Genomic DNA, 26,508 nt, shown 5'->3' on the forward strand with positions numbered 1-26,508 from the left:
ATTCAGTGCGCATCTGCCGCGCCACGTGCGCGATCATTGTGGGCCCCGTCGGGCTCGAACCGACGACCCAAGGATTAAAAGTCCTTTGCTCTACCAACTGAGCTAGAGGCCCGTAGGTTCTAATCTACCGTGGATTCGCGTTCAGCTTTTCTGGGTAGCGTTGATGGCAGCAAAAAACCCATCGTCTGAACCCGAAGGAGAACCCGCCGTGGCCGACAACTTTCACAAGCCCACCCTGTTCTCGGCGAACAAATTCGAAGCGTTCCAGGGCGGCGACGACCCGGCCGCCATCAGCCGCGTCGCGCACGAGACCGCCCAGGCCCTGCTCAACCGGGTACGCAGCGACCCCGATCCGGAAACGGTCGAGCGACTGGTCGCCTACACCGACGAGAACGGCATCGATGCGGTCGCCGAGCTGTGGTCGCGGGCCACGCCGCGTAGCCTGCCGGGTGCGCTCTGGCGCATCTATCTCATCCGCATGCTGATCCGGCAGGATCCAGAGGGCTGCGCCTACCTCTACCAGCGGGGAACGGATGCCGCCGCCACAATCGATCCGCTGGTCGCGGGTGCCGCCGTGCCCACCGGCCCGGCCGAGATCATGATTCTCGCCGACGAGATTCTGCGTGGACTCTTCACCGGTGACTTCGCGGTGGCGCTGGATCGCGCGGCTGCCTACTGTCGGGTCACAGCCGTCGGGGCGGCGAGCATCGCCGATGATCTCGAGCTGACCGAGCCGCACCGTTCCTCGGAGCTGACCACGCGGGCGCTGCGGTTCTCCACGACCGCGGCCGAGTTCGCTGCCTGTGCGCGCCTCTGGCGCCGCGACTCCCTGGAGTAGCCCGCCGGCCAGCGCCGCCCGGCGCGGGAGGTACGCCAGAACGCGGGGGTTGCGCCAGTGCATCGTGAATTTCGCTGCCAGCCACGCGAACCCTTGGCCGCTCAAGCCCAAAATCCGCTGTGCGCCAACGGCGAACATTCGACGCCGCCCGCTGCGCTCGAATACACTGGAGTCTGGTCGGGCCGCAGTAATCCCGGGTTCCATTATTCGCCGCTTCGAGCGGCCTCGCGCCGAGAGGTGCTCTGCGGCCCGGTCTTCCTCAACACCTCGAGGCGTCAAACCGGCAGCGTATCGCGGCCGCAGGCACCAGCTTTGCCGAATTACTTGCCGCTAAGACCAATCCGTTACCGACTTCGCGCCGAACTCTAGTCATGGAACGGGATAAGACCTGACATGCTAGATCGCATGACTGTTGAATCCGCCGGAGACCTCGCGCCGCCAGCCCCTGCCACCAAGGAGGAGTTGCTCGGTCGAGTAGCCCACGGGGACCAATCGGCCTTTGGAGAACTGTATGACCAGATCGCCCCTCGGGTGCTTGGCCTGGTTAAGCGTCTGCTCGTCGACCACGCCCAGTCGGAAGAAGTGACCCAGGAGATTTTTCTGGAGATCTGGCAGTCGGCTTCGCGTTACGAACAAACGCGGGGTGGCGCGAGCACCTGGATCCTCACCATGGCACACCGGCGCGCGGTCGACCGAATTCGGTCGTCGCAGTCCGGACGTGACCGCGATACCAAAATCGGAATCCGTGACCTGGCCGTGGCCTACGATCACGTGGCCGAAACCGTTGAAGTACGACTCGAACATGAAAGGGTGGAGAAGGCGATGACTCGATTGACTCAGCTGCAGCGTCAGGCTGTGAGCCTCGCGTATTACGGCGGGTTCAGTCACAGCGAGGTCGCCGACATGCTCCACATCCCGTTGGGTACTGTGAAAACGAGGCTCCGCGACGGCCTCATCCGTCTGCGCGACGAATTGGGGGTGGCAGCATGACCGATCGTAACCAGACCCATCCGGCCGACCTTGCCGGAGCCTATGCCCTGCACGCCCTCGACGATCAGGACACGGCCGCGTACGAAGCGCACCTTGCCGAATCCGAACGGGCTCGCGTTGAAGCCGCCGAGCTGAACGACACCGCGGTAGCCCTTGGCCTCGCCGTGGCCCCCGTGCAGCCCTCGGGCGCGCTCAAGGCAAACCTCATGTCCCTGCTCGCGTCGACCCCGCAGCTTCCGCCGCTCACCGCTGGCACAGCGGATGCCCCCGCCTCTGTTTCCAACGCAGCTCCCGTCATTCCCTCCGTCGCCCCCGCACCCGCGCCCGCCGGACCGACCTCCGCGACGCCGACCTACGGTACCGGCGCGCCCGCTGGCGCTGCGTCAGCGGTAACCGACATTCGCACCGGCACCGCGTCCGGCCCGCACCGGACGGCAACCGAGCGGGCGCAAGCCCGCTGGTTCAAGCGTCCGGCACAGTTCATGCTGGCGGCCGCGGCCGCGGTTGCGCTGTTCATCGGCGGATCCTTCTTCGGTCAGGTGCTGAACAGCAACCAGTTCGAATCGCAGCAGGCCTCCGGGCTCGCCCAGATCAACGCGGCCGACGACTCGCAGCGCGCAGCGACGACCACCGCCGACGGTCAGGAAGCCACCCTGGTCTGGTCGAACACGCTTGGAATCTCCGCGGTGCTGGTTGACAAACTGCCAGTGCTGCCGAGCGATCAGGACTACCAACTCTGGTACATCAATGGCGAGGGCGCCGCTTCGGCCGGAACCTTCGACTCGACCGGCGACGGTACGGCCTGGCGAGTGCTCGACGGCACGATGCACGCCGGCGACCAGGTGGGTGTCACCGTGGAACCCAACGGCGGATCCGACCAGCCCACGACCAACCCGATCGTCGCTTTCCAGAGCTAGGCTACAGGCCGCATCTGCTTCGGCGACCAGCTACCGTGAGCGGATGCCCAAGTAGGCTCGGGGCATGAGACTGCCCTTCACGCTGCTGATCGACCCCGTGCCCGTCGACTCGCTGCAGCAAGATTTCGCGGACACGTTCCACGAAATGGATTCGACCGCCCCGGCGCTGCGCGTCGGCGAGCTGAGCACCCAGCGCGGCGACGGAATCTTCGAGACTCTCGCCGTCGTCGACGGCCACCCGCAGGAGGTCGAGCCGCACATCAGCCGGCTGCGCAACTCCGCGCGCATCTGCGACTTGCCGGTGCCAAATGCCGAGCAGTGGCGTGCCGCGATCGCCTATGCAGTCGAGCGCATTCCGCAGCGGGGCGAGATCGCCCTCAAGTTCGTGCTCAGCCGTGGCGTCGAGCACGGCCCGGCGCCCACGGCCTGGCTGCATGCGGCCGCGGCGGCGGATTTCACAGCGGTGCGCGCGAACGGCGTGCGCGTGATCACGCTCGACCGCGGCTACCCGCGCGGAGTCGCCGAGAAGGCACCCTGGCTGCTAATGGGCGCGAAAACCCTCAGCTACGCGGTGAACATGGCGGCCATTCGCGAGGCCCACCGTCGCGGTGCCGACGACACCATCTTTCTCACCACTGACGGTTATGTAATGGAGGGTCCGACGTCGAGTGTCGTGCTGCGCATCGCGGGGGAGTATGTCACGCCCGCGCCGAGCGGCGCCATTCTGCACGGCACCACGCAGCAGAGCATGTTTGACTACCTGCGCGCGCAGGGTTATGCGGTCGAATACCGCGATGTCACCCTCGAGGAACTTCGCCAAGCGGATGCCGCCTGGCTCGTCTCCAGCGTGCGCCTCGCCGTGTCCGTGGTCGCCCTCGACGGCTCTGATTTTCCGGCCGATCAGGCGCTGACCGATGCCCTGAATGCCTACCTGCTGGCCCGCACCGCGTAGTCGCGAGCTTCGCCGCGCCCGCTACCGGTCGGGGCGCCACCTCTGGCTGGCGCGCTGACCCGCAGCTGGCGCGCTGACCTTGTCGGGCCGGGCTGCGGCATCCGCCGTGCACCGCGCTAAGCGGATGCTGCGCGCCGCCGGCCCGGCAGCGGCAGCACGGCGAGCCCGACGATGATGGCGAGCAGAAAGAGGCGGGCCGGCAGCGACTCGGTGCTGCGCAGCAGGCCCGCAACGGGCTGCCCCACCACGCCGGTCACCGTACCGACGACCCGGCGCTGCACGAGCTTGGTGACATCGGCGCTGCTGTTGGCATCACCCTGGGTGGTGGCCTCGGTGCCGTCGACCGCGATGATGCGGTAGGTGTAGACGGCCCCCGGTTTCGTCGCGCATGGTCACCACGGCATCGACAACGAGGTCGTCGCCGGTCGGTGGCACCAGCAGCACGATGTCCCGATACAGGTAGGTGGGCGCCATCGATCCGCCGTCGACGCTCACGAGCTGCTGGCCTGACACCCAGCTGAACGCTGTGGGACCGATCAATGTCAGCAGAATTAACCCGATCAACAGCATGCGCGTGGTCGCCAAAAAAGCGCGCAGCGGTGATCGTGTCACGATTCCTACCGACCCTGCGGCGGGCAGGTACTTCGTCATCGTCGGCGCCGAGAACAGCGCGTGGGGAGCCACTCAAGTAGACATCGTTGCCGCCACGACTGACCCCGGCACCGACTTCGCGTTGACCGTCAACGGCCTGCACAAGAGTGGAGCGGCGATCGGGGTCGACGCGAACACCGTGCTCGTGCTCGAGACCAACGGCTCCGTCACCGTGTCGGGGGAGGGCTTCGCGCCGAACACCGACGTCGAGGTCTTCATGTTCTCGACGGCGACCGCGGTCGGTTCCGCGTTGGTGAACTCCGCCGGAACCTTCAGCAAGAACTTCGCCGTACCCACGAGCATCACGGCCGGCCTGCACACCCTGCAGGTCATCGGTCTGGCCCCGAACGGATCGACCCGAGTGCTCGACCTGGGCGTGCGGGTGGTCGATGCTGCGACATCCACTTCGTCGCTCGCGAAAACCGGCGTCGACCTCGGCGGCGTGCTCGGCGGTGCCCTGCTGGTGCTGCTCGCCGGCCTCGCCGTGACTGTGCTTCAGCGCCGCCGCGTGGTGGCCACCGCGTAACCCGCGCCACGGCGCGGATGCCGCGCCCGCTGCCGGTGGCCGCGCCCGCTATATGTGGCGCGCTTTCCAGCACGGGGCGCGGTGAGCGGCCGGGCGGCGGCATCCGCTTGGTGACCTGCCCGAATTGGGGTGACCTGTCGCGCCCACTAGGCTCTGGGATGACCGAGAGGAATAAATGAGAATTTCTGTCATTGGATGCGGCTACCTGGGCGCCGTACACGCGTCGGCCATGGCCGAACTGGGGCACGACGTCGTCGGTATCGACGTCGACGCCGCCAAGATCGCCCAACTTGCCATCGGCAAGCCCCCATTTTTCGAACCCGGCCTGCCCGAGGTTCTCACGTCAGCCATGAACAGTGGCCGTCTGCGCTTTAGCACCGACATAGCGGATGCCGTCGGCTCGCAGGTGCATTTCATCGCCGTCGGTACTCCGCAGAAGCCTGGCAGCTACAGCGCCGACCTGCGTTACGTCGACGCGTCGATCGAATCGCTCATTCCGTACCTGGCCGACGGCGACCTCGTCGTGGGCAAAAGCACGGTGCCGGTGGGAACTGCCGCGCGCCTGGCCGAGCTTATCGAGGCCGGCAGCGGCGCCTCGCTGGCCTGGAACCCCGAGTTTCTGCGCGAGGGCTTCGCCGTGCAGGACACCATCAGCCCCGACCGGTTGGTGTATGGGGTCGCTGCCGGATCTCAAGGCGAGCACGCGGTTAATCTTCTCAACGAGATCTACGCCACGGCGCTCGCCGCCGACACCCCCCTGGTCATCACCGACTACGCCACGGCCGAGCTCGTCAAGGTCGCCGCGAACGCGTTTCTGGCCACCAAGATCAGCTTCATCAACGCCATGGCCGAGATCGCTGAGGTCACGGGCGCGGACGTCACGCAGCTGGCGGATGCCATCGGCTACGACGGCCGCATCGGCCGCCGCTTCCTGGGTGCCGGCGTCGGCTTCGGCGGCGGATGCCTGCCGAAAGACATCCGCGCCTTTACCGCGCGCGCCGAAGAGCTGGGACGCGGCGAGTCCGTGGCCTTCCTCAAGGAGATCGACAAGATCAACCTGCGTCGCCGCCAGCGCGTGGTCGATCTCACCGTTGGGGCGCTCGGCGACGGCGTCTACAACGCCAAGGTCGCGGTGCTCGGCCTGAGTTTCAAGCCGCACTCCGACGACGTGCGTGACTCCCCGGCGCTCGACGTGGCCGTGCAGTTGCGCGGACTGGGGGCCGACGTAGTGGCGACTGACCCGCAGGCCATTGAGAACTCGCGGGCGCGGCATCCGCAGCTGGAGTATTCTTCGTCGCTCGAAGACACCCTGCGGGGAGCGGATGCCGTCGTGCTCGTCACCGAGTGGCCCGAGTTTCGGCACCTCGACCCGGTGTGGGCCGGTGCGCTCGTGAAAACGAAGACCGTGATCGATGGCCGGAACGCTCTCGATCCCGCCGTCTGGCGTGCGGCCGGCTGGACCTACCACGGCCTCGGCCGCCCCTAGCCCCAGGTCTCGTCCCGGCTAACTCCCGCTGCTGCACTGCGGACGGGGCCCGGGCCCCGTCCGTGGGCCAAGTTTATAAACTGGGCCCACGGTTATACCATGGGCCCGGGCGTTCAGAAGTGCTGCGCGCGGTTCGGGCGCCGGCCCCGTGCAGAAGTGGCGCCCGCCTAGACTCAGAGGAATGTGGCTTCGGGGAGTGCTCGTCGCGGCCCTCGCCGCCACCGCAGCTTGGGTTGTGCACCTCGCCATACCCGGCATCCCCCTGCTCACGATGGCCGTCGTGCTCGGAATCGTCATCGGCCAGATCCCGTCCGCACGTCCCGTGCTCGCTGGAGCCCTCGCGCCCGGCCTGGCCGTCGCGGCCAAACCGTTCATGCAGCTCGGAATCGTGCTGCTCGGCCTCAAACTCAGCCTCGTCGACATCGCCGCTCTGGGCTGGGTGACGATCGCCACCACCGTCGCCATTGTGCTCATCACCTTTGCCGGCACCCTCGGGCTCGGCCGCTGGTTCGGCCTTCCCGGCCATCAGCCCCTGCTCATCGCCACCGGATTCAGCATCTGCGGCGCCTCCGCGATTGGCGCCATGAGCGGCGTCGTCAAGGCCAAAGACGAGGACGCCGCCACCCCGATCGCCCTGGTGACCCTGTGCGGAACCCTCGCCATTGCCGTGTTACCGCTGCTGTGGCATCCGCTCGGCTTGAGCTCCCTGCAATTCGGCCACTGGGTCGGCGCTGGCGTGCACGACGTTGGCCAGGTCGTCGCTACAGCGCAAATCGCCGGCTCGGCGGCGCTCGCCGTGGCCCTCGTCGTTAAACTCACCCGCGTGCTCATGCTCGCTCCGATCGTCGCCGCAGCCTCGATCGTCGAACGCCGCCGCCTGGCCGGCCTTTCACAAACGGATGCCGCAGCCCCCGTTGACCCCGCAGTTCCTGCCTCCGAGGCGCCCACCGCGGCCGCGGATCCTAGCAGCCCGAAAGTGGAGGGACCCACTGGCAGCGAGCGTGGCGAGAATCCTCCCAGCGCGTCGCGTCGGCCGCCAATCGTTCCGCTGTTCGTCGCGGGATTCATCGTGGCCATGCTCGTGCGCACCCTGATTCCCCTGCCGCTCGAGGTGCTCGAGGCCGCTGACCTGGTGCAGACCGCGCTGCTGGCCATGGCGCTCTTTGCCCTTGGCGCCGCCGTCAACCTCGGCGGGTTGCTGCGCACCGGGGGTAGGGCGCTCGCCGTCGGCCTGCTCTCGTGGGCGCTTATCGCCGCTCTTGCCTTCGCGGCCGTGCAGCTTTCCTGACTCATGATGATTGATTCTGATATTCTTAGATTATAAACAATCAGCAGGGAGCACACGGATGGCTGAAATCGTCGTTGTTGAGAGCAAGCAGGCTGCGGGCGAGTTGGTGGCGCTGAAGATTCGCGGGTTGATCGAGTCGAGGGCCGACACCGTTCTCGGGCTCGCGACCGGGTCGACGCCGCTGCCGGTCTATGCGGCGCTGGCCCAATCGTTGCGCAAGAATCCGATGGACGTATCGCGGGTGCGCGGATTTGCGCTCGACGAGTATGTCGGCCTGCCGGAGGGGCATCCCGAAAGCTATCGCACCGTGATCACCCGCGACGTCGTGCGGCCCCTCGGGCTGACGCCGACGCTCATTTGCGTGCCGAACGGCGAGATAGAAACCCTTGAACACGCTGGCGCCGACTACGAGCGCGCGATCGAGGCGGCCGGGGGTATCGACCTGCAGATTCTCGGCATCGGCCGCACCGGCCACCTCGGATTCAACGAGCCCGGCTCCTCTTTTGCCTCGCTCACGCGCGTCAAGACGCTCGCCCCCAAGTCCCGAGCAGACAACGCGCGGTTCTTCGCCTCGCCCGATGAGGTACCCAGGCACTGCATCACGCAGGGACTCGGCACCATTCGGCGTGCCCGACACCTCGTGCTGCTCGCTTTCGGCGCTGAGAAGGCCGCCGCGATTGCCGCCGCAGTCGAGGGCCCGGTCACCGCGAGCCAGCCGGGCTCGGCCATCCAGTTGCACGAGCACGTGACCGTCGTGCTGGATCCGCCCGCCGCCGCTGCGCTTGCCAACCTCGACTATTACCGCTACATCTGGGCCAACAAACCGGCCTGGCAGGGAATCTGAGCCGCGGGGGCATCCGCTTGTGCGTTTTTGCCGGTAAAACTGCGACACGCCGAGCAAATCTCCGTGAAATCGCGGCGGATCGCGAAATCTACCGGCATCACCGACCGTCCGAGCCTCTTGACCAACCTGCGAAGGGGCTTGACGCGGCCAGGGACCGTGGGTGACGTTCGGAACTGCGGAGATTCGGGCTCGGAACGGAGAATCCGGCCTGATTTGACCACTCGGACCCGCTTTTTCCGCAGTTCAGAACGGTGCCCCGAGTAGTCGGCCGGCTTGGCCTCGGGTTACAGCCGCCGGCCGGCCGCGAACACGGCCTCGACCGTGAATTCGCTGTCCAACAGCACCGCGTCGGCGGCGAATCCGGGCGCGAGCAGCCCGAGATCGTGCGCGCGGCCGATGGCGCGGGCGGGCGTCTCGGTCAGCGCGGTCACCGCCTCGGCGATCGGTAGGCCGACAACCTGAACCGCCCGCCGCAGCGCCGCATCGAGCGTGAGCGTCGACCCCGCGATCGCGCCCACAGCGGATGCCTCGGTACCGAGCAGCCGGGCGACCCCCTCGGTCACGCGCACCGCGAGCGAACCCAGACTGTACGCGCCGTCGCCGAACCCGGTCGCGGCCATCGCGTCGGTGACGAGCGCTACGCGCCCGGGGGCGCCGGCGAACGCGAGCCGCACCACCTCCGGATGCACGTGTACCCCGTCATTGATGATCTCGAGCGTGACTCCGCGCGAGCGCATGGCCGCGACGACCGGGCCCGGTGCTCGGTGATGGATGCCGTGCATCGCATTGAACGCGTGCGTGAGCACCGAGGCGCCGGCATCGAAGGCGGCGGAGGCCACGGCGTAGTCGGCGGCGCTGTGTCCGACCGCGACGACCACGCCCTCTGAAACGAAGCGCGCGATCGCATCCAGCCCGCCGGGCAGTTCGGGCGCGAGGGTGATCTGACGCAGGTACCCGCGGGAGGCGATGAGCAGGCGATCGGTGGCCGCGGCATCCGCTGCCCGCAGCAATGCCGGATCGTGCGCGCCGCGAAACGACTTCTCGAGAAACGGCCCCTCGAGGTGCGCGCCGAGGATCAGCGGGTCGCCGGAGGCCGCCGCAGCAATGGACGAAAGCCGAGTTTCGAGGTCGGGCAGACTCGCGGTCACCAGCGAGAGCACCGACCGGGTCGTGCCGTGCGCACGGTGCACGGCGAGGGCTGTGATGATTGCAGCACCACCGTCGTCGAACGCGGCCCCGCCCGCGCCATGACAGTGCAGGTCGATGAATCCCGGTGTCAGCCAGCGACCGTTGGCGTCGACGATCTCGCAAGCGGATGCCGCGGCGCCAGCCGCCGAGACCCGCCCGGACGCCGAGCCCGTCGCGGGGCTGGATCCCCAGCCTGAGCCAGCCTCCGAACCCGAACCGACGAGTCGATGCCAGCCGTCGCCCGTCCCCACCGACGAGACGGAATCGCCGGTGAACGCGACCCACGCATCAACCGTGATCGTTCCGCCCGATACGAGCCGCGCCGAGTGGATGATCCGGGTGGCCTTCACGACGACACCCGCGTGCCGAAGCCGCAGCCGGCCCTGGCCGATCGGTCGACCGCCGGCACACCGAGAATCCTCACGCGACGATCACCTCGAGCCCCGACTCGCCAAACGCCGCCAGCTGCTCGGCCGAGATGCCGGCATCGGTGATGAACGCGCTGAACTGGTCGAGGGCGCCGAGTGCGGCGAAGGCGACCCGGCCGATTTTGCTCGAATCCGCCACGAGCACCGCCCTGGTCGCCCGCCCGGCCATGAGCGTGTTGACGGCGGCCTCGCGCTCGTCGTTCACTGTCGCGCCGACCAGGGGGTCTATCCCGTTGACCCCGATGAAGGCCAGGTCGAGCCGCACCTGCGCGAGCACAGACTCCGCGTAGGCGCCGACGAGTTCGTAGGAGCGCGCGTGCACGACGCCGCCGGTGACGACCGTCTTGATTTGCGGTCGCATCGCGAGCTGCGCGGCAATATTGATCGCGTTGGTAACGACGGTGAGGTTGGCGTGCGGGCTGGCCTGCGCGATATCGGCGCGCGAGCTGAGCACCCCGGCGATCGCCGTGCTGGTCGTGCCGCCGCAGAGTCCGACGACGTCGCCGCGAAGAACCAGAGCGCTCGCCGCCCGAGCGATCTGCAGCTTTTCGGGCGCGTGCCGCTCCTGTTTGTACCGCGCCGGAAGGTCGTAGGCAACGGACTGCCCGATCGCACCGCCGCGGGTGCGGGTGAGCAGCTGCTGCTCGGCGAGGGTGTCGAGGTCGCGGCGGGCGGTCGCGGCCGAGACGCCGAGCTTGGTGATGATGTCGTCGACCTCCACCTGCCCCGAGTCTGCGAGCAGGTCGAGCACGGCAGTGAGCCGTTCGGCGCGGTTCACGCAGTCTCCTTCAGCGGCGCGCGGGCCGGCCGGGCCGCGTCAGGCACGGCGGGGGCGAGCGTGAGGGGCATGGTTGGGTCCGAAACTGATTGGTAGTGATCGAAAGCAAGTCTGAACAATCACCTTAGCGTGCGTCATTCTCACCGGATCGGTGACAACTGCGCGAGACAGTTGAGCTTGCGTCATAATCGAAAGGACGCGCCCGAAAGTCGGGCCGAACAGGTACCAGTTCCGAAACCCGAGTCGGAGGCTATACATGTCCGTTCAGTCCACCCTGGAGCGCCACAAGCGTGCACCTGACCAGGCCGGCCCCGCCGGTGGCAAGTCCGCCACGCGCACCTTCCGCGGCGACATCGAGGGCCTGCGGGCGGTCGCTGTAATCGTCGTCATTTTCGACCACCTGCTCGGCTGGCCTTCCGGCGGATTCATCGGCGTCGACATCTTCTTCGTCATTTCCGGCTTTCTCATCACGAGCCTGCTGCTCAAGGAACACGCCCGCACCGGCCGCATCTCCCTCGTCGACTTCTACCGCCGCCGCATCCGCCGCATCCTGCCCGTCTCGCTCCTCGTGCTCGTTGTTACGGTGGCCATCGGCTACCTGCTGCTGCCCGGCGCCCGCGCCCTGGGCACCCTGTGGGACGGCATCTACTCGGCCCTGTTCGTGGCCAACTGGCACTTCGCCTTCGTGGGCACCGACTACCTGCAGGCCACCAATGCCGTCTCCCCGCTGCAGCACTACTGGTCGCTCGCGGTCGAGGAGCAGTTCTACTTCGTCTGGCCGTTCCTGCTCATCGTGATCTTCGCCCTGGCCGGCCGCCGCACACTGAGCGCCCGAGCCCTGATCACGACCGTCGCCGTCACTACCGGCGTCATCACCCTCGGCTTTCTGGCCTGGAGCTTCTTCGAGACCTCGACCAGCCCCGCCATCGCCTACTTCTCCACCGGGGCCCGCGCCTGGGAACTCGGCATCGGCGCCCTCCTCGCCGCCGCCGCTCCCGGCCTCGCCAAGCTGCCGGCTGTGATGCGCCCAATGCTCGCCTGGCTCGGCCTCGCACTCATCGTTGCCAGCCTTCTGCTGATCAGCCGCGACTCGCCGTTTCCGGCGCCGTGGGGACTGCTGCCCGTCGCCGGAGCCACCCTGGTCATTGCCGCCGGTATCGGTCAGCCCAAACAGCGACTGCTGTTTCCGCTGACCAATCCGGTCAGCCGTTATGTCGGCAAAATTTCCTACTCCCTCTATCTGTGGCACTTTCCGGTCGTGATTCTGCTCGCCACCGTCTTCGCCACCGACTCGCCGGCCTACCTGCCGGTCGCCCTCGTGCTCATGGTGGCCCTCTCGGTGTTCTCCTTTCACTTCGTCGAGGACCCCATCCGTCACTCGCTCTGGCTCGAAAATGCTCAAACCCGAAAGCGAGAACGGATGCGCCGCCCCGCCACCACACACCGCTCCGGCCTCACCCCAGCCCGGGCCTGGATCGGCGCCCTCGTCGTCGTGACCCTCGTCATCGTCTCGGTATCGTTCATTACACTGAAGGGCGGAACAGCTGCTGCCCCTCAAGCCGACCCGGCCCCGGTCGGCGCGGGCGCCGGCCCCGAAACGCCCGACGCACCAGCTACGCTGCTGGCCACCCGGCAGGCCGCTATCGCCGCGTCCCTGGCGTCGACCGCCTGGCCCGCGACCACCCCAGCGTTCGACGCCCTGGGCGACAACTCCGGCGCCCCGGAATGGGTCGACGACGACTGTCTCTCGGTCAGCGAGAAGAACACCGCCGGGTGTCGCTACGGCGACCCAGCGGCTACCAAGACCGCGGTTTTGCTCGGGGATTCCATGGCCATCAGCTACATGCCCGCCATCCGTGCCGCCCTCGAACCGCTCGGCTACAACGTGCAGTCGCTGACCATGTTCTCCTGCCCGGCCGTCAACATCTCGGTGGCGCCCAAGAACGCCTCCGACGCGTCGGCAGCCACCTGCGACCACCACCACGCCTGGGTTTACGCCGAGGTCGCCCGCCTCTCACCCGACGTCGTGATCATGTCGAGCCTGGCCGGATCGATTGTGCGCCTCGCCAGCGGCAACGAAGGAGCGGCGGCCCTCACCGAGTGGCAGACCGCGACCGCCGAAACGATCACGGCGCTGCAGGGGTCGACCGACCACGTCGCTGTGCTCTCGCCGCCGCCGGCCAGTACGCCGTTCGCCGAGTGCAAGACCCTCACGAGTGCCCCCGCGGACTGCACCTACAGCCCGTCGAGTCTCTACCAGAAGGTGGTCGCGACCGAGCAGGGCGCCGTTGAACGGTTCGGCGACTTCGCCCAGTACGTGAACGTCGTGCCGTGGCTCTGCGTCGACAATGAGTGCCCCGCGTTCATCGACAACACGCCGGTGTTCTTCGACGGTCAGCACTTCGTGCGCGAGGCGAGTGCCCAGCTCGGCCCGCTGCTCGCCGAGGCCCTGTTCCCGCCGGCCGCCTAGCCGGCGCGCGGCGCGGCATCGGCTAGCTGGCCGTTCGGCCGCGCTCATGAACGATGGCGGGACAGTGTCGAAGCCCGTAGCGCACGGGTCAGTGCTCGCGCGGTCGAAACTCGCGCGGCCAGTCGCTCGCCCGAATGCGCTTGATCTCCCTGACCTCGCCGATGGTTCCCCACTCGTCGAGGCCCAGCCGTGACAGCGGTCGCAGCTTGTCAATGAGCGGATGCTCCCCGTCCAGCACCGCAGACGACACCGCCACGTGAGTCACTTCGCCGAACACGAGAGTGCAATCGCCCATCGACAGCGTGGAATGCAGACGGCATTCGATCGCCGCGGGGGACTCGGCAACGCGCATGGCTGCCACGGTCGCACTCGGCTCCCTGGTGAGCCCGGCGCGATCGAACTCGCTCTCCTCCGGCCCAAAGTCGGTGCCGGTGGCGTTGACCTCCAGAAACAGCGACTCCGGCGCGAAGTTCACCACGAAATCCCCGGTCTCGAGAATATTGCGCACGGTGTCCTTGACCCCCACCGAGGTGAATTGCACGATGGGTGGCGAAACGGATGCCACGGTGAAGAACGAATGCGGCGCCAGGTTGTCGACACCCTCCGCCGAACGGCTCGACACCCACGCAATCGGCCGGGGAACTACGAGCGAGTTCAGTAGTTTGTAGAAATCGCGGCGGGGCAGGTTTTGGGGGTCGAAGTCAGTACGCACCCGTTCAGGCTAACAATCCGCCCGACCAAACGGCTCGCCTCCGTCAGCCGAGCCGGCCGGATCCGCACCGGCCGAGCGCCGATAGAGTTACCTGATGCCTATTCTTCCCCGCCTGGTGGCCTTCGACCTCGACGATACACTCGCGCCGTCCAAGTCCGCGCTCGACCCGACCATGATCGACCTGCTCGTGAAGCTGCTCGGTGTTACCGAGGTTTGCATCATTTCCGGCGGCCAGTTCGCGCAATTTCAGGCGCAGATCATCGAGAATCTGCCCGAGATTAGCCTGGAGAAGCTCGCCCGGCTGCACCTCATGCCCACCTGCGGCACCCAGTACTACCGCAGTGACGCCCAGGGCTGGACCCAGGTGTACGCCGAGAACCTCAGCGACAACCAGAAGGCGCGGGCGCTTCAGGCCGTCGAGCAGACCGCCCGCGACCTCGGCTACTGGGAAAGCGACACGTGGGGCCCGATTCTCGAAGACCGCGGTTCCCAGATCACTTTTTCGGCGCTCGGTCAGGCCGCCCCGGTTGCTTCCAAAATCTCCTGGGATCCTACCGGCGAGAAGAAGAATGCCCTGCGTGAGGCCGTGCAGGCTCTGCTGCCCGACCTCGAGGTGCGCTCCGGAGGTTCGACATCCGTTGATATTACCCGGCAGGGTATCGACAAGGCCTACGGCATGAAGCGCCTCGCTGACCTCACCGGGGTCCCCCTCGACGACATGCTTTTCGTCGGCGATCGCCTCGACGAGAACGGCAACGACTACCCGGTCAAGGTTCTCGGCGTGGAGTGTATCGCCGTCGAAGGCTGGCCAGACACCGCGGCCCTGCTCGAGGACCTGATTCCCCGCTACGCAGCCGTCTGAGGCTCCCACCCCACCCCTGCCCCACCCTGACCTAGTGGCCACAACTCCTGCAATTTCACAACGGGAGATTTTGCATGCGTGATTCCGGGGTAGTCCTCGTAGTCTTCGAGGAACTGCAGGAGTTATGCGCGCGGCGGTGTCCGCTGCAGCAGACCTTTCAGACCGACACGCTGGCGGCGGGCCACCCCTAAAAAGCAGGACGAGATATCATCCTGAGTTTTTCTCGTGTACATTTCGCTTGTGAAAGAGATACGAGCCGAGAACCGCGAGTGGATCAACTTCGCCAAGGGCGCGGCGATCATTCTGGTCGTGCTCTATCACTCGTCGTTGTTCCTCAACGACCTCGGCCTGGCCGGCAGCACGCCCCGACTACGCCTCGTGCTCAGCTACTTTCCGATGCCGGTGTTCTTCTTCATCGCCGGTCTTACCGCGCGGCGTATGCTCACCTGGAACTTCACAGACCTGTGGCGTCGCCGTCTGCTCACCCTCGTCTACCTGTACCTTCTGTGGTCGGTCATCCGGGTGGTCTTCTACCTTGTCATTCCGCACCTGCGCGGTACGGAGCGATCCCCGACCGACCTGGTCAACATTGCGCTGTTGCCGGTCTGGCCCACCAGCAGCTACTGGTTCATCTGGGCCCTGGCAATCTTCACCCTGCTGGCCTGGTTGCTGCGCAAACTGCCGGTCACACTGCAAATTGCAGCGGCTGGGGCCGTGGCCGTGCTGTCGACGACGCCGGGAGTGCTCGACCTCGACAACGTCGGCTGGGACCGCGTCACCGCCAATTTCATCTTCTTCATCATCGCCGTCTACTTTCCCCACGCCATCTATCGCCGGGCTGCCCGGGTGCGGGTGTGGCACGCCATCGTGCTCGTGGCCGCGTATGTCGGCCTCGCCGTGCTGCTCGTGCCACTGCACCTCTCCCGCGTTCCTGGGCTCATTTTGCTCGAAAGTGCGGTCGCCGTAGCGATGGGCGTGTCCCTGGCCACCCTGCTCGTGCGGGTGAAATGGCTGAACTTCATGAACACGCTCGGCCAATACAGCTTTCAGATTTACCTGCTGCACCTGTTTCTCGTGGCCGGCGCCCTCGCGCTGCTCGCACCCTTCGCCGAATCGTTCTGGCTCGAACGCGCCGGCAACGCTCTGCCGTTTCTGCTCGCCGCCATCGTGCTCGTCGCCTCGCTCTACCTCGCCAAGCTCCTGCGCCGGTTCTCGTTCCTCTGGGTCAGCCCGTTCCGCAAACGCCAGACCAATTCGGTCTCTCGTCGGGCTCATCTGAACGGAGACCTGTTGTGAAGAAGACTCGCCTGATCGCGGCCTCCGCTGTATTGGTGGCCGCTGGTTTGCTGCTCAGCGGATGCTCCGCCAGCCCCGCCACGCGCGTCGCCAACGCGCACGGCGACTCGGTTGTGTTGCAAAACGACCTGCAATACGGAACGGCCGGCGGCCAGAAACTCCTACTGAACGCCTGCCTGCCCAAAAGTAAAAAAACTCCCACCGCGGCGATGATCCTCGTTCACGGCGGCGGATTCGACAGTGGCACCAAAGACTTCGGCGGCATGACCGCGCTCTGCTCGGAACTGGCCGACGGCGGCATCGCCGCCTTCTCGGTGGACTACCGCCTGGCACCGCGATTCGCTTACCCGGCGCAGGTGAACGATGTCACCGACGCGCTCGATTGGCTGCGGGAGAGCGCCCAGGTCGCACAATTCGGCATCGACCCCGAACGGATTGGATTGTTCGGCAGCTCGGCCGGCGCGATCATCGCTTCCTCGATCGGCACCGACGGCACCGGCAGCCTCACCAGCGGCGATCGCGTCGCGGCGGTCGTGGCGATGTCGCCGGCGGTCGACCTCACCGAGAACGGACTCCTGCTTGGCGACCCGTCGAAGACGGCGACCGCCTCCATTCTGCAATATCTCGGCTGCTCCGACTTCACCGACTGCCCGAATTCCCGCGAGGCGTCGCCGTTGTATTCCGTCGACAAGACCGACCCGCCCTTCTACATCGCCATTTCACAAAAAGAACTTGTTCCCCTCGAGCAGGGGGAGGCCATGGCGCTCGCGCTTAAAGCGGTCGGCGTGCACGTCACTCTCGACGTGAAACCCGGTAAACGACACGCACTGGAGCTCCTCGACGAGACCACGCGAGAGAGTATTCGTCAGTTTCTGATCGACAATTTAGTTAACTCCTCGTCACGGACTGATTAAATCCTCAATACTGACGGTCCAAAAGTGAGGATTTTTATGCCAACATAGGTTTCTGTCGTCGTGCACCCGAAGCACGATGCATCGATCACGCGGGGAGAAGTGCCCATGGAACTGAAACGACTGGTCCGAATACTCCGGAAGCGATGGATTCTCATTGTTGCTTTCGCCCTGCTCGGCGTGGTCGGTGGATCGGCAGCCGCGCTCATCACACCCGTGCAATACCAAGCCTCTACCCGCGTGTTCGTGGCCGCCCAAATTCAAAACGGCTCGACGCCCGGTGATCTCGTGCAGGGCAACAACTTCGTCGTGCAGAAGCTGCCGTACTATCTCGACGTCGCCACGAGTCCCCGCGTGCTGGATCCGGTGATCGGAAGCCTCGGCCTCGATGAGACCGCAGTCGACCTGGCCGAGCGGGTCACGGCCACGACCCAACCCGGCTCGGCCGTTATTGAACTCAAAGCGCTTGCCTCCACAGCGCCTGCTGCCCAGCAGCTCGCGCAGGCCGTCTCGGAGAGTTTCACCGACGTCGTCATCAACCAGCTGGAGAAGCCCGCCGACGGCGGTGCCAGCCCGGTCACGGTCGGTGTGCTCGACCCCGCCGTCGCCCCCGACAACCCCGCGCTGCCGCAGCTCTATCTCAACCTGGCCGTCGGACTGCTCATCGGGCTTCTGGTCGGACTGGTGACCGCGCTCATCCTCGGGCTGCTCGACCGTCGCATCTACAACCGTGACGACATCGAGCGACTCACCGTCGTTCCCGTGCTCGGCGGTATCCCGCTTGAAGCCCGCGCCAACCCGATCATCTCGCCCGACGGCGCGTCCACCGCCCGCGCTGAGGCGTTCCGGGTGCTGCGCACCAACCTCGAGTTCGCCGACGCCGACACCGGCCGTCGCAGCCTCGTCGTGACGTCCTCCGTTTCGGGCGAGGGTAAAACGACCACACTCGTGAACCTCGCCATCGTGTTGGCCGAGAGCGGTGCGACCGTCGCCGTGATCGACGCCGACCTGCGCACGCCGCGGCTAGCCGACTACCTCGGTCTCGACGCCGATCGTGGCCTGACCGATGTTCTGATCGGCGACGTGCAACTCAAGGAATCCCTGCAATCGTGGGGCACGCAGCATCCGCTCACCGTCTTGTCGTCGGGCAAGATTCCCAGCAATCCGAGCGAACTGCTCGGATCGACCGCCATGGGCACGGTGCTCGACGTGCTCAGCAGCAGCTACGACTACGTGCTCATCGACGCGCCGTCGGTGCTCGCGGTGACCGACGCTGCTGTGCTCAGCCGCTGGACCGGCGGCACCATTCTGGTCGTCGGCGCGAACCGGGTGCGCGAACCCGAACTGCTCGCCGCCTTCGACGCCCTCGAAGCGGTCGGCACGACGCCCCTCGGCGTTGTGCTGGCCATGGCTCCCACCCGCGGGCCCGACGCGCTCTTGCAGGGCGGCGGCTTCGCGGCGGCTTCCCGCCCGGCACCCCGTGCCACCCCAGCGAGCGACGCGAAGACGAGCGACGCGAAGATGAGCGACGCGAGTCGTTCGACCCCGCCCGACAGTGAGTCTGCCCCATCAGAGACCCCCACCCGCGTCACCTGGTAGATCCACCCGTTCCTTTCCCGTTTGGCCCACGTTCGAAGACGCACGTTCGAAGACGCACGTTCGAAACAGTTCCGCAAAGGCTTGACCCGAAGGGAGCCTCAGTGTCCGTGCACTCGTCTGACCCGGTCGATTCGTCGCCCTCCCAGCAACGAAAACTTCTGCTCGTGGCCTCTACCGGCGGGCATCTGGCCCAGTTGGTTCGGCTGGCCCCGGGGCTGGGCGCCTCGCCCAGCTCGCTCTGGGTCACCTTTGATTCCATGCAGAGCCGGTCGTTGTTGGCCGGCCAGCGGCGCATCCATGTGCCGTACGTGCGTCCCCGCGACTACCTCGGCATGATGCGCGCGGCCAGCATCGTTCGCCGTGTACTCAAGCACGAAACGTTTGAGGGGGCAGTGAGCACCGGCGCCGGTCTTGCCGTCGCGGCACTGCCGCAGGCCGCGATCAGCGGCGTGCCGAGCCTCTACATCGAGAGCGTCTCCCGCGTCGATGGGCCATCGCTCAGCGGGCGGATGCTCGCCGCCAGCCACCTGGTCAGCGTGCGCACCCAGCATCCTGCCTGGGCCACCAACCGGTGGCGAACGCACCCGAGCGTGCTGTCCACGTACCATTCGTTGATCCGGCCGGCGCCGGAATGCCCCAGCCTGTTCGTCACCCTCGGCACCATCGAGGGTTACCGCTTCGATTCCCTCGTCGACGCCGTGCTGGCAAGCGGCCTGGCCGATGAGCGCACCGTCTGGCAGCTCGGTTTCACCACCAACCGCACCGATCTTCCCGGCCAGGTACGCCAGATGATGCCGACCGCACAGTTCGTCGATGCCGCCCTGACAGCCGACGTCGTGATCACCCACGCCGGTGTTGGTACCTTCATGGGACTGCTCGAACTGGGCATTTTTCCGGTGATCGTGACCCGCCGCAAGCACCGCGGTGAACACGTCGATGACCACCAGATGCAGATCGCGGAGCTTGCCGAATACCTCGGTGTCGCCAGGGCCGTTGACTCGCCCGACCTCACGGCCGAAGTCATCCGCTTCGCTGCCGGCCGTGCCATCGACACCGGCGTGCGCGTTCCGCTGCCCAGCGACCGATGATCCAGGGGTTGTCTCCCGAGCGGATGCAGCGCGACATCTTCGTGCCGGCCCGCGGCCAATACGACAATATCGGTGACATCCTGCTGCGCCGCCAATTGCTCGACTGGTTGCGGGCGAGCGGCCCGCTGCACGTCTATGTCGGCGAGGCGCCCGACGGATATGCCGAGGGGCTCGGCCTCACACCGGGCGACGTGCAGTATCGCTCCTTTCGCCGGTGGTATGCCGCAGCGCTGGCCAGTGCGGTCCGCGGCCACGCCTCGTACGTGTTCAAACCCGGCGAGATTCAACTGACCCTGATCGGCATGAAGGAGCACCTCGCCATGCTTCCGGTGCTCGCACTCGTGCGCGCTCGACATGGCCGCGTCGCCCGGGTCGGGGTAGGCAGCCGCAACTTCGCGCCGCTTCCGCGAGCATTGATGGGGCCGTCCATCGCACTGTCGAACGTGTCGTTGTGGCGGGATGCAGCGACCGCCGGATATCTCGGGCAGGGCAGCATCATGCCCGACCTCGCCTTCGCCGGGGCGAGCAGCGCCGCCGGTTCAGCCGCCGCCGATTTGGGCAGCACGGCGCGCCGCGACGTGCTCGTCGTGTCGATGCGCTCCGACCTGGAGTACCCGAGCGCGGCTTGGCTCGCCGGGGTACGCGCCGTCGCGGCCGACAACGGGCTGCAGATCTGGTGTGTCACCCAGGTGTTGCGCGATGATGACAAGTGCGGACAACTCGCTACCGACCTCGGCGGCGAGGCGCTGCGCTGGAACGGCACCGGCCACGACGAGCAGGAACAGCGCCTGCGTTCCCTGTACGGGCGGGCCGCGCTCACTGTGAGTGATCGACTGCACGTGCTCGTCGGCGCCCTCACCGAGGGGGCGGTTCCGGCCGCGCTTCTGGTCGACGCCAAGTCTGACAAGATTGCTCGGCATTTCGCCGCCGCCGGACTGCACGACGTGAGCATTGTCAGCGCGGGCCTGTCTGCCGCCGAGATCGCCGCACGGCTGCAGAATCTGCTTGGCCGTCGCACGGCTATTCTGGCCGGCCTGGCCGAGGCCCAAGACGAATTACAGACCGTGCGCCGCCTGCTGGACCAGGTGCTCACCACCGAGAGTTTTCAGTGAGCCTCGCCGAGCCGGGCGACACCGAGCCGATCGTTGTCGTGCAGCCATCCGCCGCAGCGGTCCCCGCTGACCATAGCGAGATTCGCAACGAGTCCCGAACCGCGTCCGTTCCCGGACCGACCCGCGTGCCGGTCGCTCCGGCTTCGCAGTCCCAACGCCTGCTCGCCGTGCACATCGGGCGCAGCGGCGCAGTCGCCGGCGGTATGAGTCAGGTTATCAACGGCTACCTGGCACACTCCTTCGCTGACTTTGATCTGCGGATGGTCTCGTCGCGGGACGGCAGCGGCGGGGTGCGGGCGGCGGGGTTGGCAGCATCCGCTTTCTGGAAGGTGCTTCGCCTGGCCAGGCCCGAGCGCACCGTTGTGATCGCGCACCTGTCGCAGGGCGGATCCTTTGCGCGCGAGGGTGCGCTGCTCACCTTGGCCCACGCGCGCGGGTTTGCCACGGTCGCTCAGCTCCACGGCAGCTCTTTTGCCGACTTTGCCGTGAAGCGGCCAGGACTGGTCGGGCGCGTCCTGCGCGCGGCCGACGTGGTGCTGACCCTGTCGGCCGAGTCGCAAGCGGCTGCCGCCGATTTTGTACCCCTGGAGCGCGTCGTGCTCGTGCCCAACGCCGTCGCCGACGGGGTGCGGCGCGAGATCGAACCCCTCGTGGTGTTCGGCGGTGCGGTCATCACGCGCAAGGGCGTCGACGTGCTGGTGGCGGCCTGGCAGCGGCTCGCGCTAGCGCATCCGCTCTGGAAACTGGTGATTGCCGGCCCCATCGTTGACCAACCCGCAGTGCCGCTAACCCGCGGCGAGTTCGTGGGGGCGCTGAGCCACGAGGCACTGATGAAGTTGCTGGAGCGGTCGGCGATCGCCGTGTTGCCCTCCCGCGACGAGGCGATGCCCATGTTCATTCTCGAAGCCATGGCCCGCAGAAACTGTGTCGTGGCGACGCGGGTCGGCGGCGTGCCGGCCGTACTGGCGAACGGTGTGGGCATGATCGTGGAACCCGGCGACGTCGACTCGCTCGAGGTAGCGCTTCGGCACGCGATAACGGATGGCGCCTGGCGCGCCAAAAAGGCGGATCTGGCCAGATCCGCCTTTGAGACTACCTATTCGGCGGCCGCTGTCTTTCCGTTGGTCGAACGCAGCTGGAAGGCTGCACTCGACCGACGAGCAGACCGTGTGTTATGAAATGCAGGCCTGGTTCGAGAAGCCGGAACCGGCAGTCGTTACGGTGTTCGAGCAGTAGACCTTGGTGCCGCTGGCACCCTTGGTGCCCTGCTCGTGGATGAAGAAACCGTAGCCGGCGGCGCCGACCGGGGTGGTGTTGCCGAAGAAGACGTTGCGGAGGCCCCAGCCGGCGACGCTTCCGTTGACTGCGAAGCCGTGCACGGTGCTGTTCTTGCCCTGGTTGTTGTAGATCTGCCAGTCGTTGCCCTTGACTTTGACCCATTCCTCGGCCCGCGGCATGGCGTTGGCTCCGTCGATGACGTTGTCGCGGATGATGCCGTTGGAGGTGCCTTCCTTGACCTCGATCGGCTGGGCGCCGGTGAGGCTGATGTTGTTGGCCATGAGCAGCGTGCGGTCGGTCTTGTCGGGCTGGCAGTTGGTCTGGGCGCACCAGTTGGCGTCTGAGGTTCCGATGTAGATGCCCTCGCCGTAGAACGGATCGCGCTTGCCGGTGTTCTTGATGGTGTTGCCGACCACCTTGCTGTCGGTGGTGAAGGCACGCAGGTGAATGCCCTCGTAGCCGATGTTGTCGACGAGCGTGTCAGCAATCGTGACGTTGCTGCTGCGGATGACGCTGATGCCCTTGAGACTGTTCGTGACGGTCATACCGGCGACAATGAGGTTGGACGAGTTGGTGATCTGAATGCCGTGGTTGTCCTGGATACTGCCGACGTTGATCACTGCACTTCGCGGTCCGCAAACCCAGATCGGGTTGGACGCGGTTCCGTTGACGGTCATGTTGATCTGCTCGTTGTAGGTACCGGGGGCGAGCTTGATAACGGTTCCGGGCTGGGCCTGGGCTACGGCGGCCATGAGTTCCCCGGCCGTGGCCACGTTCACGGTGGCAGCGGGGCAGTCAACGTAGCGGTGGGTGCTGATCGGAGCCGGGGTTGGCGCGGTGCTCGGCACGGCCGACACAATGAACGCGTCGACGATGCTGTTGGTACCGGTGGACCGGGCATCCTTCTGGCCGGTGCGGGTCACCGTGATGGTGTGAGTTCCCGCCGAGAGGCTCGTGGTGCTGAACGCGTTCTGCTTGTACGCGGTGGTCGCCGAGTAGCCGTTGACCGTGGCGACGTTCTTGCCGTCGATCGCGACGGTGCTCGTGCCAGAGCTGCTGGTCAGACGGGTGATAAAGGCGACGCTCGAGCCCTGAAAGGTGAACGAGGCGCTGCCCGCCGTAGTGGTGAACTGAACTCCGCCGCCCGAGTCGTTGACCGAGCCGGAGGTGCGCCAGGTGCCGCTGTACTTGACTGACGCCGAGTTGCTGTCGAAGGTGGTCGTGCCGACCGGAGCCTGCACGGGAGCCGTGGTGGCGACCGGGGCCGGGGTGGGCTCAGGAGCCGGTGTCGTCGTCGTCGTGCCGGCCGGAGTCAGAGTCACGAAGGCGTCGACGATGCTGCTGGTACCGGCGGAACGCGCATCCTTCTGGCCGGTGCGGCTGACCTTGATGGTGTGTGTTCCGCTGGAGAGGTTCGAAGTGCTGAACAGGCTCTGCTGGTACTGCGTCGAGGCCGAATAGCCGTTGACCGTGGCGACGACCTTGCCGTCGATGGCAATGTCGCTGGTACCCGACCTGCTGGTCATACGCGTCACGTAAGCCACGGTCGACCCGGTGAAGGTGAGTGAGGCGCTCGACGTGGCCCCGGCATACTTGATCGACGCGCCGTGGTCAGACGGCGAGCCCGTCGTGAGCCAGGTGCCGGAGTATTTGACCTGCGAGGAGCTGCTGTCGACCACCGTGGTGCCGGCGGGCGCCGTGGCGGCGGAGGCCGAAGCAACGCCGACGGGAATCATCGCGGTGAGGGGAACCAGCGCGGCTATGGCGACGGCGGCGATGGTCGCACGGCGTGAGAAGCGGGGGAACAACATTTTGGACCTTCCGGATATTCATGGACAGTTTGTAGCGTCCGTGAACCCGATGGGTTCCGACGCACATGATCTTCGTGAAGTCCGGCGGTTGTGCTGCCGTGATCACTTCGTCAATTAGCGTCTGAGCTGCTGCGCGTTACCCGTGTGTAAATGGGTTTGTGGGCGCAATTCGAGCGGATGTCACGCCTCCCCTCGCGCGAGCGCGCGCGAGAAGGGCACGGGTCGGTTCCCGCAACCGTGAGCGAAAAAGCTGAGGGGACCTCGACGATTTCGCCCTGATCAGTGCTATTACTCATAGTGGGCTATGCCCCTCGCCTGGGGGCGGGCTGTCGGAGTGGCTGTCTGGGTGGCCGCGGCGCGGCATCCATCATTCCTGTGAAAGTGCCTAGAGTGAATATATAACTGTTGAGGTTTTGTCACCCACAATTCACCGGTGGCTAACGGCACGATAAAAGAGCGTCGAAGCGCGCGAGTGCGCTGACGTCTCATCCGTTTGGCGGGCCGCAACCCCCGCGCACTGGCTCAAGTCCCGCGCACTTCGCCTGCACCGGGGGCCCTGCGTCCAGCGAAGGGTCCGCCTACGGCGTGCAGGTGATGTTGGAGATGCCCTGGGTAGCCCGGGTGACCGAGTTCGAGCACGACACGTCGGTGTCGCTCGACCCCTTGCGGCCCTTCTCGTGGATGAAGAAGGCGTAGCCGCCGGCGTTCACCGCCCCCGAGTTGTCGGTGAAGGTGTTGCGCAGTCCCCAGCCGTCGACGCTGCCGTTGACCGCGAAGCCGTGCAGCGGGCTGTTGGAACCCCGGTTGCCGTCGATGGTCCAGTCGTTCCCTTTGACCTTGACCCACTCCTTGGCATCGCTCATGGCATTGGCGCCGTCGATCACGTTGTCACGAATGACGCCGCCTGACGTACCCTCCTTGACCTCGATCGGCTGGGCGCCGGTGAGGCTGATGCGGTTGGAGAGCACGCGCGTGCCATCGGTGCGATCGGGCTTGCAGTCGGTCTGGGCGCACCAGTTGTTCTCCGACGTGCCGATGTAGATGCCCTCGCCGAAGGGTGCATCGCGCATACCGGTGTTCGAAATGGTGTTGCCGACGACCGTACTGTCGGTCGTGAAGGCGCGCAGGTGGATGCCTTCGTAGCCGATGTGATCGATGCGGGTGTCGGCGATGGTCACGTTTGTGCCGCTGATCACGCTGATGCCCTTGAGACTGTTGGTCACGGTCATGCCGGCGATCACGAGGTTGGACGAGTTCTTGATCTGGATACCGTGGTTGTCCTGGATATCGCCGACGTTGATCACGGCGTCACGTGAGCCGCAGACCCAGATCGGGTTGGAGGCCGTTCCATTGGCGTGCATGTCGATCTGGCGGCGATAGGTGCCGGGGGCCATTCTGATGACGGTGCCGGGCCCCGCACGGTCGACGGCCGCCATGAGTTCGTCGGCAGTGTGTACCGTCGTCGTCGCGGAGGGGCAGTCGGCGTAGCGGTGCACTCCGGTCGACGGCGCGAGCGCGGGTACGGGGGCAGGCGCAGGGGCGGGGTCCGGAGCCGGGGCCACGCTGGTCGTGGCGTTCACGACGAACGCATCGACGATGCTGTTGGTGCCGCTTGAACGGGCATCCTTCTTGCCGGTACGGCTGACCTTGATCGTGTGGCTGCCGCTCGACAGCGTACTCGTGCTGAACGCTGTCTTCTGGTGCACTGTTCTGGCGGAGTATGCGTTCACCGTTGCGACGACCTTGCCGTCGATCGAGACGGTGCTTTTTCCCGAGCTCTGGGTGGTGCGGGTGATGAAGGCGACACTGGTTCCCGTGAACGTCATCGATGCGCTGCCGGCGCTGAACTGAAACCGTACGGAGCCACCCCGGTCGGCGGCATTGCGGGTGCTGCGCCAGGAGCCGCTGTAGGTGATCTTGGCCGAGGAGCTGTCGATGACGGTTCGCGCCGGCCCGGATGCGGCGGCCTCGATGCCCGGGTTGGGGACGGCCATCGGAGCCAGAATAGCCACGGTCACCGCAGTGGAGGCGGCGACGGCAATTAGGGCGTGGCGGGCGGATGTTCGCGTGCGGGGGAGCGGGCGGGAAGGCTGCGTGAGATCAGCGCGTTTGCGGAGGAGACTGTTGCGAAAAACGGGCACGTGGAGTCCTCCGGAGAGTCAGGGTCGCGAATGGACAGCGGGTGCGCGCACGGCGCGGATGCTAATGGTGCCGTGTTGCATCGAGTCTGCGGGCGAGTGCGCCGGAGGGTCGGTTCGTCGGCCCTGTGATTCGGTCAGGTTGTCGATATTCCGGTGATCTGTAGCGAGCCAGTTTTTCAACTGGTCGCTTCGTGCCGGATGCTGCCTGCTCGTTGCGACTGCGATGCGTATTCAGCGTTCGATGACCGAGATCGTAGGGATCCGGCTTGAACTGTTACCCGAGCCTATCGAGAGTCAAAGTCGAATCCGTTTCACTTTCCTGGGAAAACGCCCAGAATGGAG

General features: G+C 66.3%; 23 protein-coding genes and 1 tRNA gene. 16 read left to right on the forward strand and 8 right to left on the reverse strand.

Annotation, left to right across the window (positions count from 1 at the left end):
• Positions 1 to 39: 39 nt before the first annotated feature.
• Positions 40 to 112: transfer RNA gene (locus tag CJ028_RS01075), tRNA-Lys, on the reverse strand.
• Between the two features lie 96 nt (positions 113 to 208).
• Between CJ028_RS01075 and CJ028_RS01080 the strand changes: the two genes are divergently transcribed.
• The 4 genes from CJ028_RS01080 (at position 209) to CJ028_RS01095 (ending at position 3,697) form a co-directional block, all read left to right on the forward strand.
• Positions 209 to 838, forward strand: a complete 630-nt coding sequence (locus CJ028_RS01080; RefSeq protein WP_105033435.1) for a DNA-directed RNA polymerase subunit beta — start codon at positions 209 to 211, stop codon at positions 836 to 838.
• Positions 839 to 1,243: 405 nt separating this feature from the next.
• The gene (locus tag CJ028_RS01085; RefSeq protein WP_167395120.1) at positions 1,244 to 1,828 is read left to right on the forward strand and encodes a sigma-70 family RNA polymerase sigma factor; all 585 of its coding nucleotides are present in this window, start codon (positions 1,244 to 1,246) and stop codon (positions 1,826 to 1,828) included.
• Positions 1,825 to 2,745, forward strand: coding sequence for an anti-sigma factor (locus CJ028_RS01090; protein WP_105033437.1), 921 nt, complete (start codon positions 1,825 to 1,827; stop codon positions 2,743 to 2,745). Before CJ028_RS01085 ends, CJ028_RS01090 begins: the two co-directional genes overlap by 4 nt.
• Positions 2,746 to 2,809: 64 nt before the next feature.
• Positions 2,810 to 3,697, forward strand: coding sequence for an aminodeoxychorismate lyase (locus CJ028_RS01095; RefSeq protein ID WP_105033438.1), 888 nt, complete (start codon positions 2,810 to 2,812; stop codon positions 3,695 to 3,697).
• A gap of 116 nt (positions 3,698 to 3,813) precedes the next feature.
• Here CJ028_RS01095 and CJ028_RS20830 read toward each other — a convergent pair whose 3' ends face one another.
• Together CJ028_RS20830 and CJ028_RS01100 are read right to left on the reverse strand one after the other, a co-directional pair.
• A complete protein-coding gene (locus tag CJ028_RS20830; RefSeq protein ID WP_161498853.1) occupies positions 3,814 to 3,978 on the reverse strand; it encodes a hypothetical protein in 165 nt (54 codons plus the stop codon).
• 31 nt (positions 3,979 to 4,009) lie between these two features.
• The gene (locus CJ028_RS01100) at positions 4,010 to 4,267 is read right to left on the reverse strand and encodes a S24/S26 family peptidase (RefSeq protein WP_105033439.1); all 258 of its coding nucleotides are present in this window, start codon (positions 4,265 to 4,267) and stop codon (positions 4,010 to 4,012) included.
• 4 nt (positions 4,268 to 4,271) lie between these two features.
• Here CJ028_RS01100 and CJ028_RS01105 point away from each other — a divergent pair, with 4 nt between their 5' ends.
• The 4 genes from CJ028_RS01105 to CJ028_RS01120 all read left to right on the forward strand — a co-directional run bounded on the left by CJ028_RS01105 (position 4,272) and on the right by CJ028_RS01120 (position 8,492).
• Positions 4,272 to 4,874: a hypothetical protein gene (locus CJ028_RS01105; RefSeq protein WP_129590335.1), complete on the forward strand. Its 603-nt coding sequence runs from the start codon at positions 4,272 to 4,274 to the stop codon at positions 4,872 to 4,874.
• A gap of 175 nt (positions 4,875 to 5,049) precedes the next feature.
• Positions 5,050 to 6,360, forward strand: coding sequence for a UDP-glucose dehydrogenase family protein (locus tag CJ028_RS01110; RefSeq protein WP_105033441.1), 1,311 nt, complete (start codon positions 5,050 to 5,052; stop codon positions 6,358 to 6,360).
• 181 nt (positions 6,361 to 6,541) lie between these two features.
• Positions 6,542 to 7,648 (forward strand): YeiH family protein, encoded by a 1,107-nt coding sequence (locus CJ028_RS01115; protein ID WP_105033442.1) that lies wholly within the window; start codon positions 6,542 to 6,544, stop codon positions 7,646 to 7,648.
• A gap of 58 nt (positions 7,649 to 7,706) precedes the next feature.
• On the forward strand, positions 7,707 to 8,492 hold the full coding sequence (locus tag CJ028_RS01120; RefSeq protein ID WP_105033443.1) for a glucosamine-6-phosphate deaminase: 786 nt from the start codon (positions 7,707 to 7,709) through the stop codon (positions 8,490 to 8,492).
• Between the two features lie 284 nt (positions 8,493 to 8,776).
• Here the strand turns inward: CJ028_RS01120 and nagA are convergent, their stop codons facing one another.
• Positions 8,777 to 10,030 carry an N-acetylglucosamine-6-phosphate deacetylase gene (gene nagA, locus CJ028_RS01125; protein ID WP_105033444.1) on the reverse strand — a complete coding sequence of 418 codons (1,254 nt, stop codon included), beginning with the start codon at positions 10,028 to 10,030 and terminating at the stop codon, positions 8,777 to 8,779.
• Positions 10,031 to 10,100: 70 nt separating this feature from the next.
• Positions 10,101 to 10,886, reverse strand: coding sequence for a DeoR/GlpR family DNA-binding transcription regulator (locus CJ028_RS01130; RefSeq protein ID WP_105033445.1), 786 nt, complete (start codon positions 10,884 to 10,886; stop codon positions 10,101 to 10,103).
• Positions 10,887 to 11,142: 256 nt separating this feature from the next.
• Here CJ028_RS01130 and CJ028_RS01135 point away from each other — a divergent pair, with 256 nt between their 5' ends.
• The gene (locus tag CJ028_RS01135) at positions 11,143 to 13,356 is read left to right on the forward strand and encodes an acyltransferase family protein (RefSeq protein WP_105033446.1); all 2,214 of its coding nucleotides are present in this window, start codon (positions 11,143 to 11,145) and stop codon (positions 13,354 to 13,356) included.
• 88 nt (positions 13,357 to 13,444) lie between these two features.
• Here the strand turns inward: CJ028_RS01135 and CJ028_RS01140 are convergent, their stop codons facing one another.
• A complete protein-coding gene (locus CJ028_RS01140) occupies positions 13,445 to 14,068 on the reverse strand; it encodes a flavin reductase family protein (RefSeq protein ID WP_105033447.1) in 624 nt (207 codons plus the stop codon).
• A gap of 94 nt (positions 14,069 to 14,162) precedes the next feature.
• On the opposite strand from CJ028_RS01140, the gene CJ028_RS01145 reads away from it, so the two are divergent.
• The 7 genes from CJ028_RS01145 to CJ028_RS01175 all read left to right on the forward strand — a co-directional run bounded on the left by CJ028_RS01145 (position 14,163) and on the right by CJ028_RS01175 (position 22,114).
• Positions 14,163 to 14,930, forward strand: a complete 768-nt coding sequence (locus CJ028_RS01145; RefSeq protein ID WP_105033448.1) for an HAD-IIB family hydrolase — start codon at positions 14,163 to 14,165, stop codon at positions 14,928 to 14,930.
• Positions 14,931 to 15,170: 240 nt separating this feature from the next.
• Positions 15,171 to 16,226, forward strand: a complete 1,056-nt coding sequence (locus CJ028_RS01150; protein WP_161498854.1) for an acyltransferase family protein — start codon at positions 15,171 to 15,173, stop codon at positions 16,224 to 16,226.
• The gene (locus CJ028_RS01155; protein WP_105033450.1) at positions 16,223 to 17,140 is read left to right on the forward strand and encodes an alpha/beta hydrolase; all 918 of its coding nucleotides are present in this window, start codon (positions 16,223 to 16,225) and stop codon (positions 17,138 to 17,140) included. The genes CJ028_RS01150 and CJ028_RS01155 overlap by 4 nt, the downstream gene beginning before the upstream one ends.
• Positions 17,141 to 17,245: 105 nt before the next feature.
• Positions 17,246 to 18,736 (forward strand): tyrosine-protein kinase domain-containing protein, encoded by a 1,491-nt coding sequence (locus CJ028_RS01160; protein WP_105033451.1) that lies wholly within the window; start codon positions 17,246 to 17,248, stop codon positions 18,734 to 18,736.
• Between the two features lie 101 nt (positions 18,737 to 18,837).
• Positions 18,838 to 19,824 (forward strand): glycosyltransferase, encoded by a 987-nt coding sequence (locus tag CJ028_RS01165; protein ID WP_205683904.1) that lies wholly within the window; start codon positions 18,838 to 18,840, stop codon positions 19,822 to 19,824.
• The gene (locus CJ028_RS01170; RefSeq protein WP_205683905.1) at positions 19,821 to 20,936 is read left to right on the forward strand and encodes a hypothetical protein; all 1,116 of its coding nucleotides are present in this window, start codon (positions 19,821 to 19,823) and stop codon (positions 20,934 to 20,936) included. The genes CJ028_RS01165 and CJ028_RS01170 overlap by 4 nt, the downstream gene beginning before the upstream one ends.
• A complete protein-coding gene (locus CJ028_RS01175; protein ID WP_105033453.1) occupies positions 20,933 to 22,114 on the forward strand; it encodes a glycosyltransferase family 4 protein in 1,182 nt (393 codons plus the stop codon). The genes CJ028_RS01170 and CJ028_RS01175 overlap by 4 nt, the downstream gene beginning before the upstream one ends.
• On the opposite strand, the gene CJ028_RS01180 is transcribed toward CJ028_RS01175, so the two are convergent.
• Both CJ028_RS01180 and CJ028_RS01185 read right to left on the reverse strand, forming a co-directional pair.
• Complete coding sequence (locus CJ028_RS01180; protein ID WP_105033454.1) at positions 22,109 to 24,025, reverse strand: right-handed parallel beta-helix repeat-containing protein; 1,917 nt, start codon at positions 24,023 to 24,025, stop codon at positions 22,109 to 22,111. The two genes, CJ028_RS01175 and CJ028_RS01180, sit on opposite strands and share 6 nt — an antisense overlap.
• Positions 24,026 to 24,603: 578 nt before the next feature.
• Positions 24,604 to 26,166 (reverse strand): right-handed parallel beta-helix repeat-containing protein, encoded by a 1,563-nt coding sequence (locus CJ028_RS01185; RefSeq protein WP_105033455.1) that lies wholly within the window; start codon positions 26,164 to 26,166, stop codon positions 24,604 to 24,606.
• Positions 26,167 to 26,508 lie beyond the last annotated feature (342 nt).

The organism is Cryobacterium aureum, assembly GCF_002954245.1.
Taxonomy (GTDB): Bacteria; Actinomycetota; Actinomycetes; order Actinomycetales; family Microbacteriaceae; genus Cryobacterium; species Cryobacterium aureum.

Bases quoted from the DNA above. Each gene is read 5' to 3' on its own strand.
- CJ028_RS01085 (WP_167395120.1), top strand. From the start codon at position 1,244: ATGACTGTTGAATCCGCCGGAGACCTCGCGCCGCCAGCCCCTGCCACC.
- CJ028_RS01090 (WP_105033437.1), top strand. From the start codon at position 1,825: ATGACCGATCGTAACCAGACCCATCCGGCCGACCTTGCCGGAGCCTAT.
- CJ028_RS01095 (WP_105033438.1), top strand. From the start codon at position 2,810: ATGAGACTGCCCTTCACGCTGCTGATCGACCCCGTGCCCGTCGACTCG.
- CJ028_RS01100 (WP_105033439.1), bottom strand. From the start codon at position 4,267: ATGCTGTTGATCGGGTTAATTCTGCTGACATTGATCGGTCCCACAGCG.
- CJ028_RS01110 (WP_105033441.1), top strand. From the start codon at position 5,050: ATGAGAATTTCTGTCATTGGATGCGGCTACCTGGGCGCCGTACACGCG.
- CJ028_RS01115 (WP_105033442.1), top strand. From the start codon at position 6,542: ATGTGGCTTCGGGGAGTGCTCGTCGCGGCCCTCGCCGCCACCGCAGCT.
- CJ028_RS01120 (WP_105033443.1), top strand. From the start codon at position 7,707: ATGGCTGAAATCGTCGTTGTTGAGAGCAAGCAGGCTGCGGGCGAGTTG.
- CJ028_RS01135 (WP_105033446.1), top strand. From the start codon at position 11,143: ATGTCCGTTCAGTCCACCCTGGAGCGCCACAAGCGTGCACCTGACCAG.
- CJ028_RS01145 (WP_105033448.1), top strand. From the start codon at position 14,163: ATGCCTATTCTTCCCCGCCTGGTGGCCTTCGACCTCGACGATACACTC.
- CJ028_RS01160 (WP_105033451.1), top strand. From the start codon at position 17,246: ATGGAACTGAAACGACTGGTCCGAATACTCCGGAAGCGATGGATTCTC.
- CJ028_RS01170 (WP_205683905.1), top strand. From the start codon at position 19,821: ATGATCCAGGGGTTGTCTCCCGAGCGGATGCAGCGCGACATCTTCGTG.
- CJ028_RS01180 (WP_105033454.1), bottom strand. From the start codon at position 24,025: ATGTTGTTCCCCCGCTTCTCACGCCGTGCGACCATCGCCGCCGTCGCC.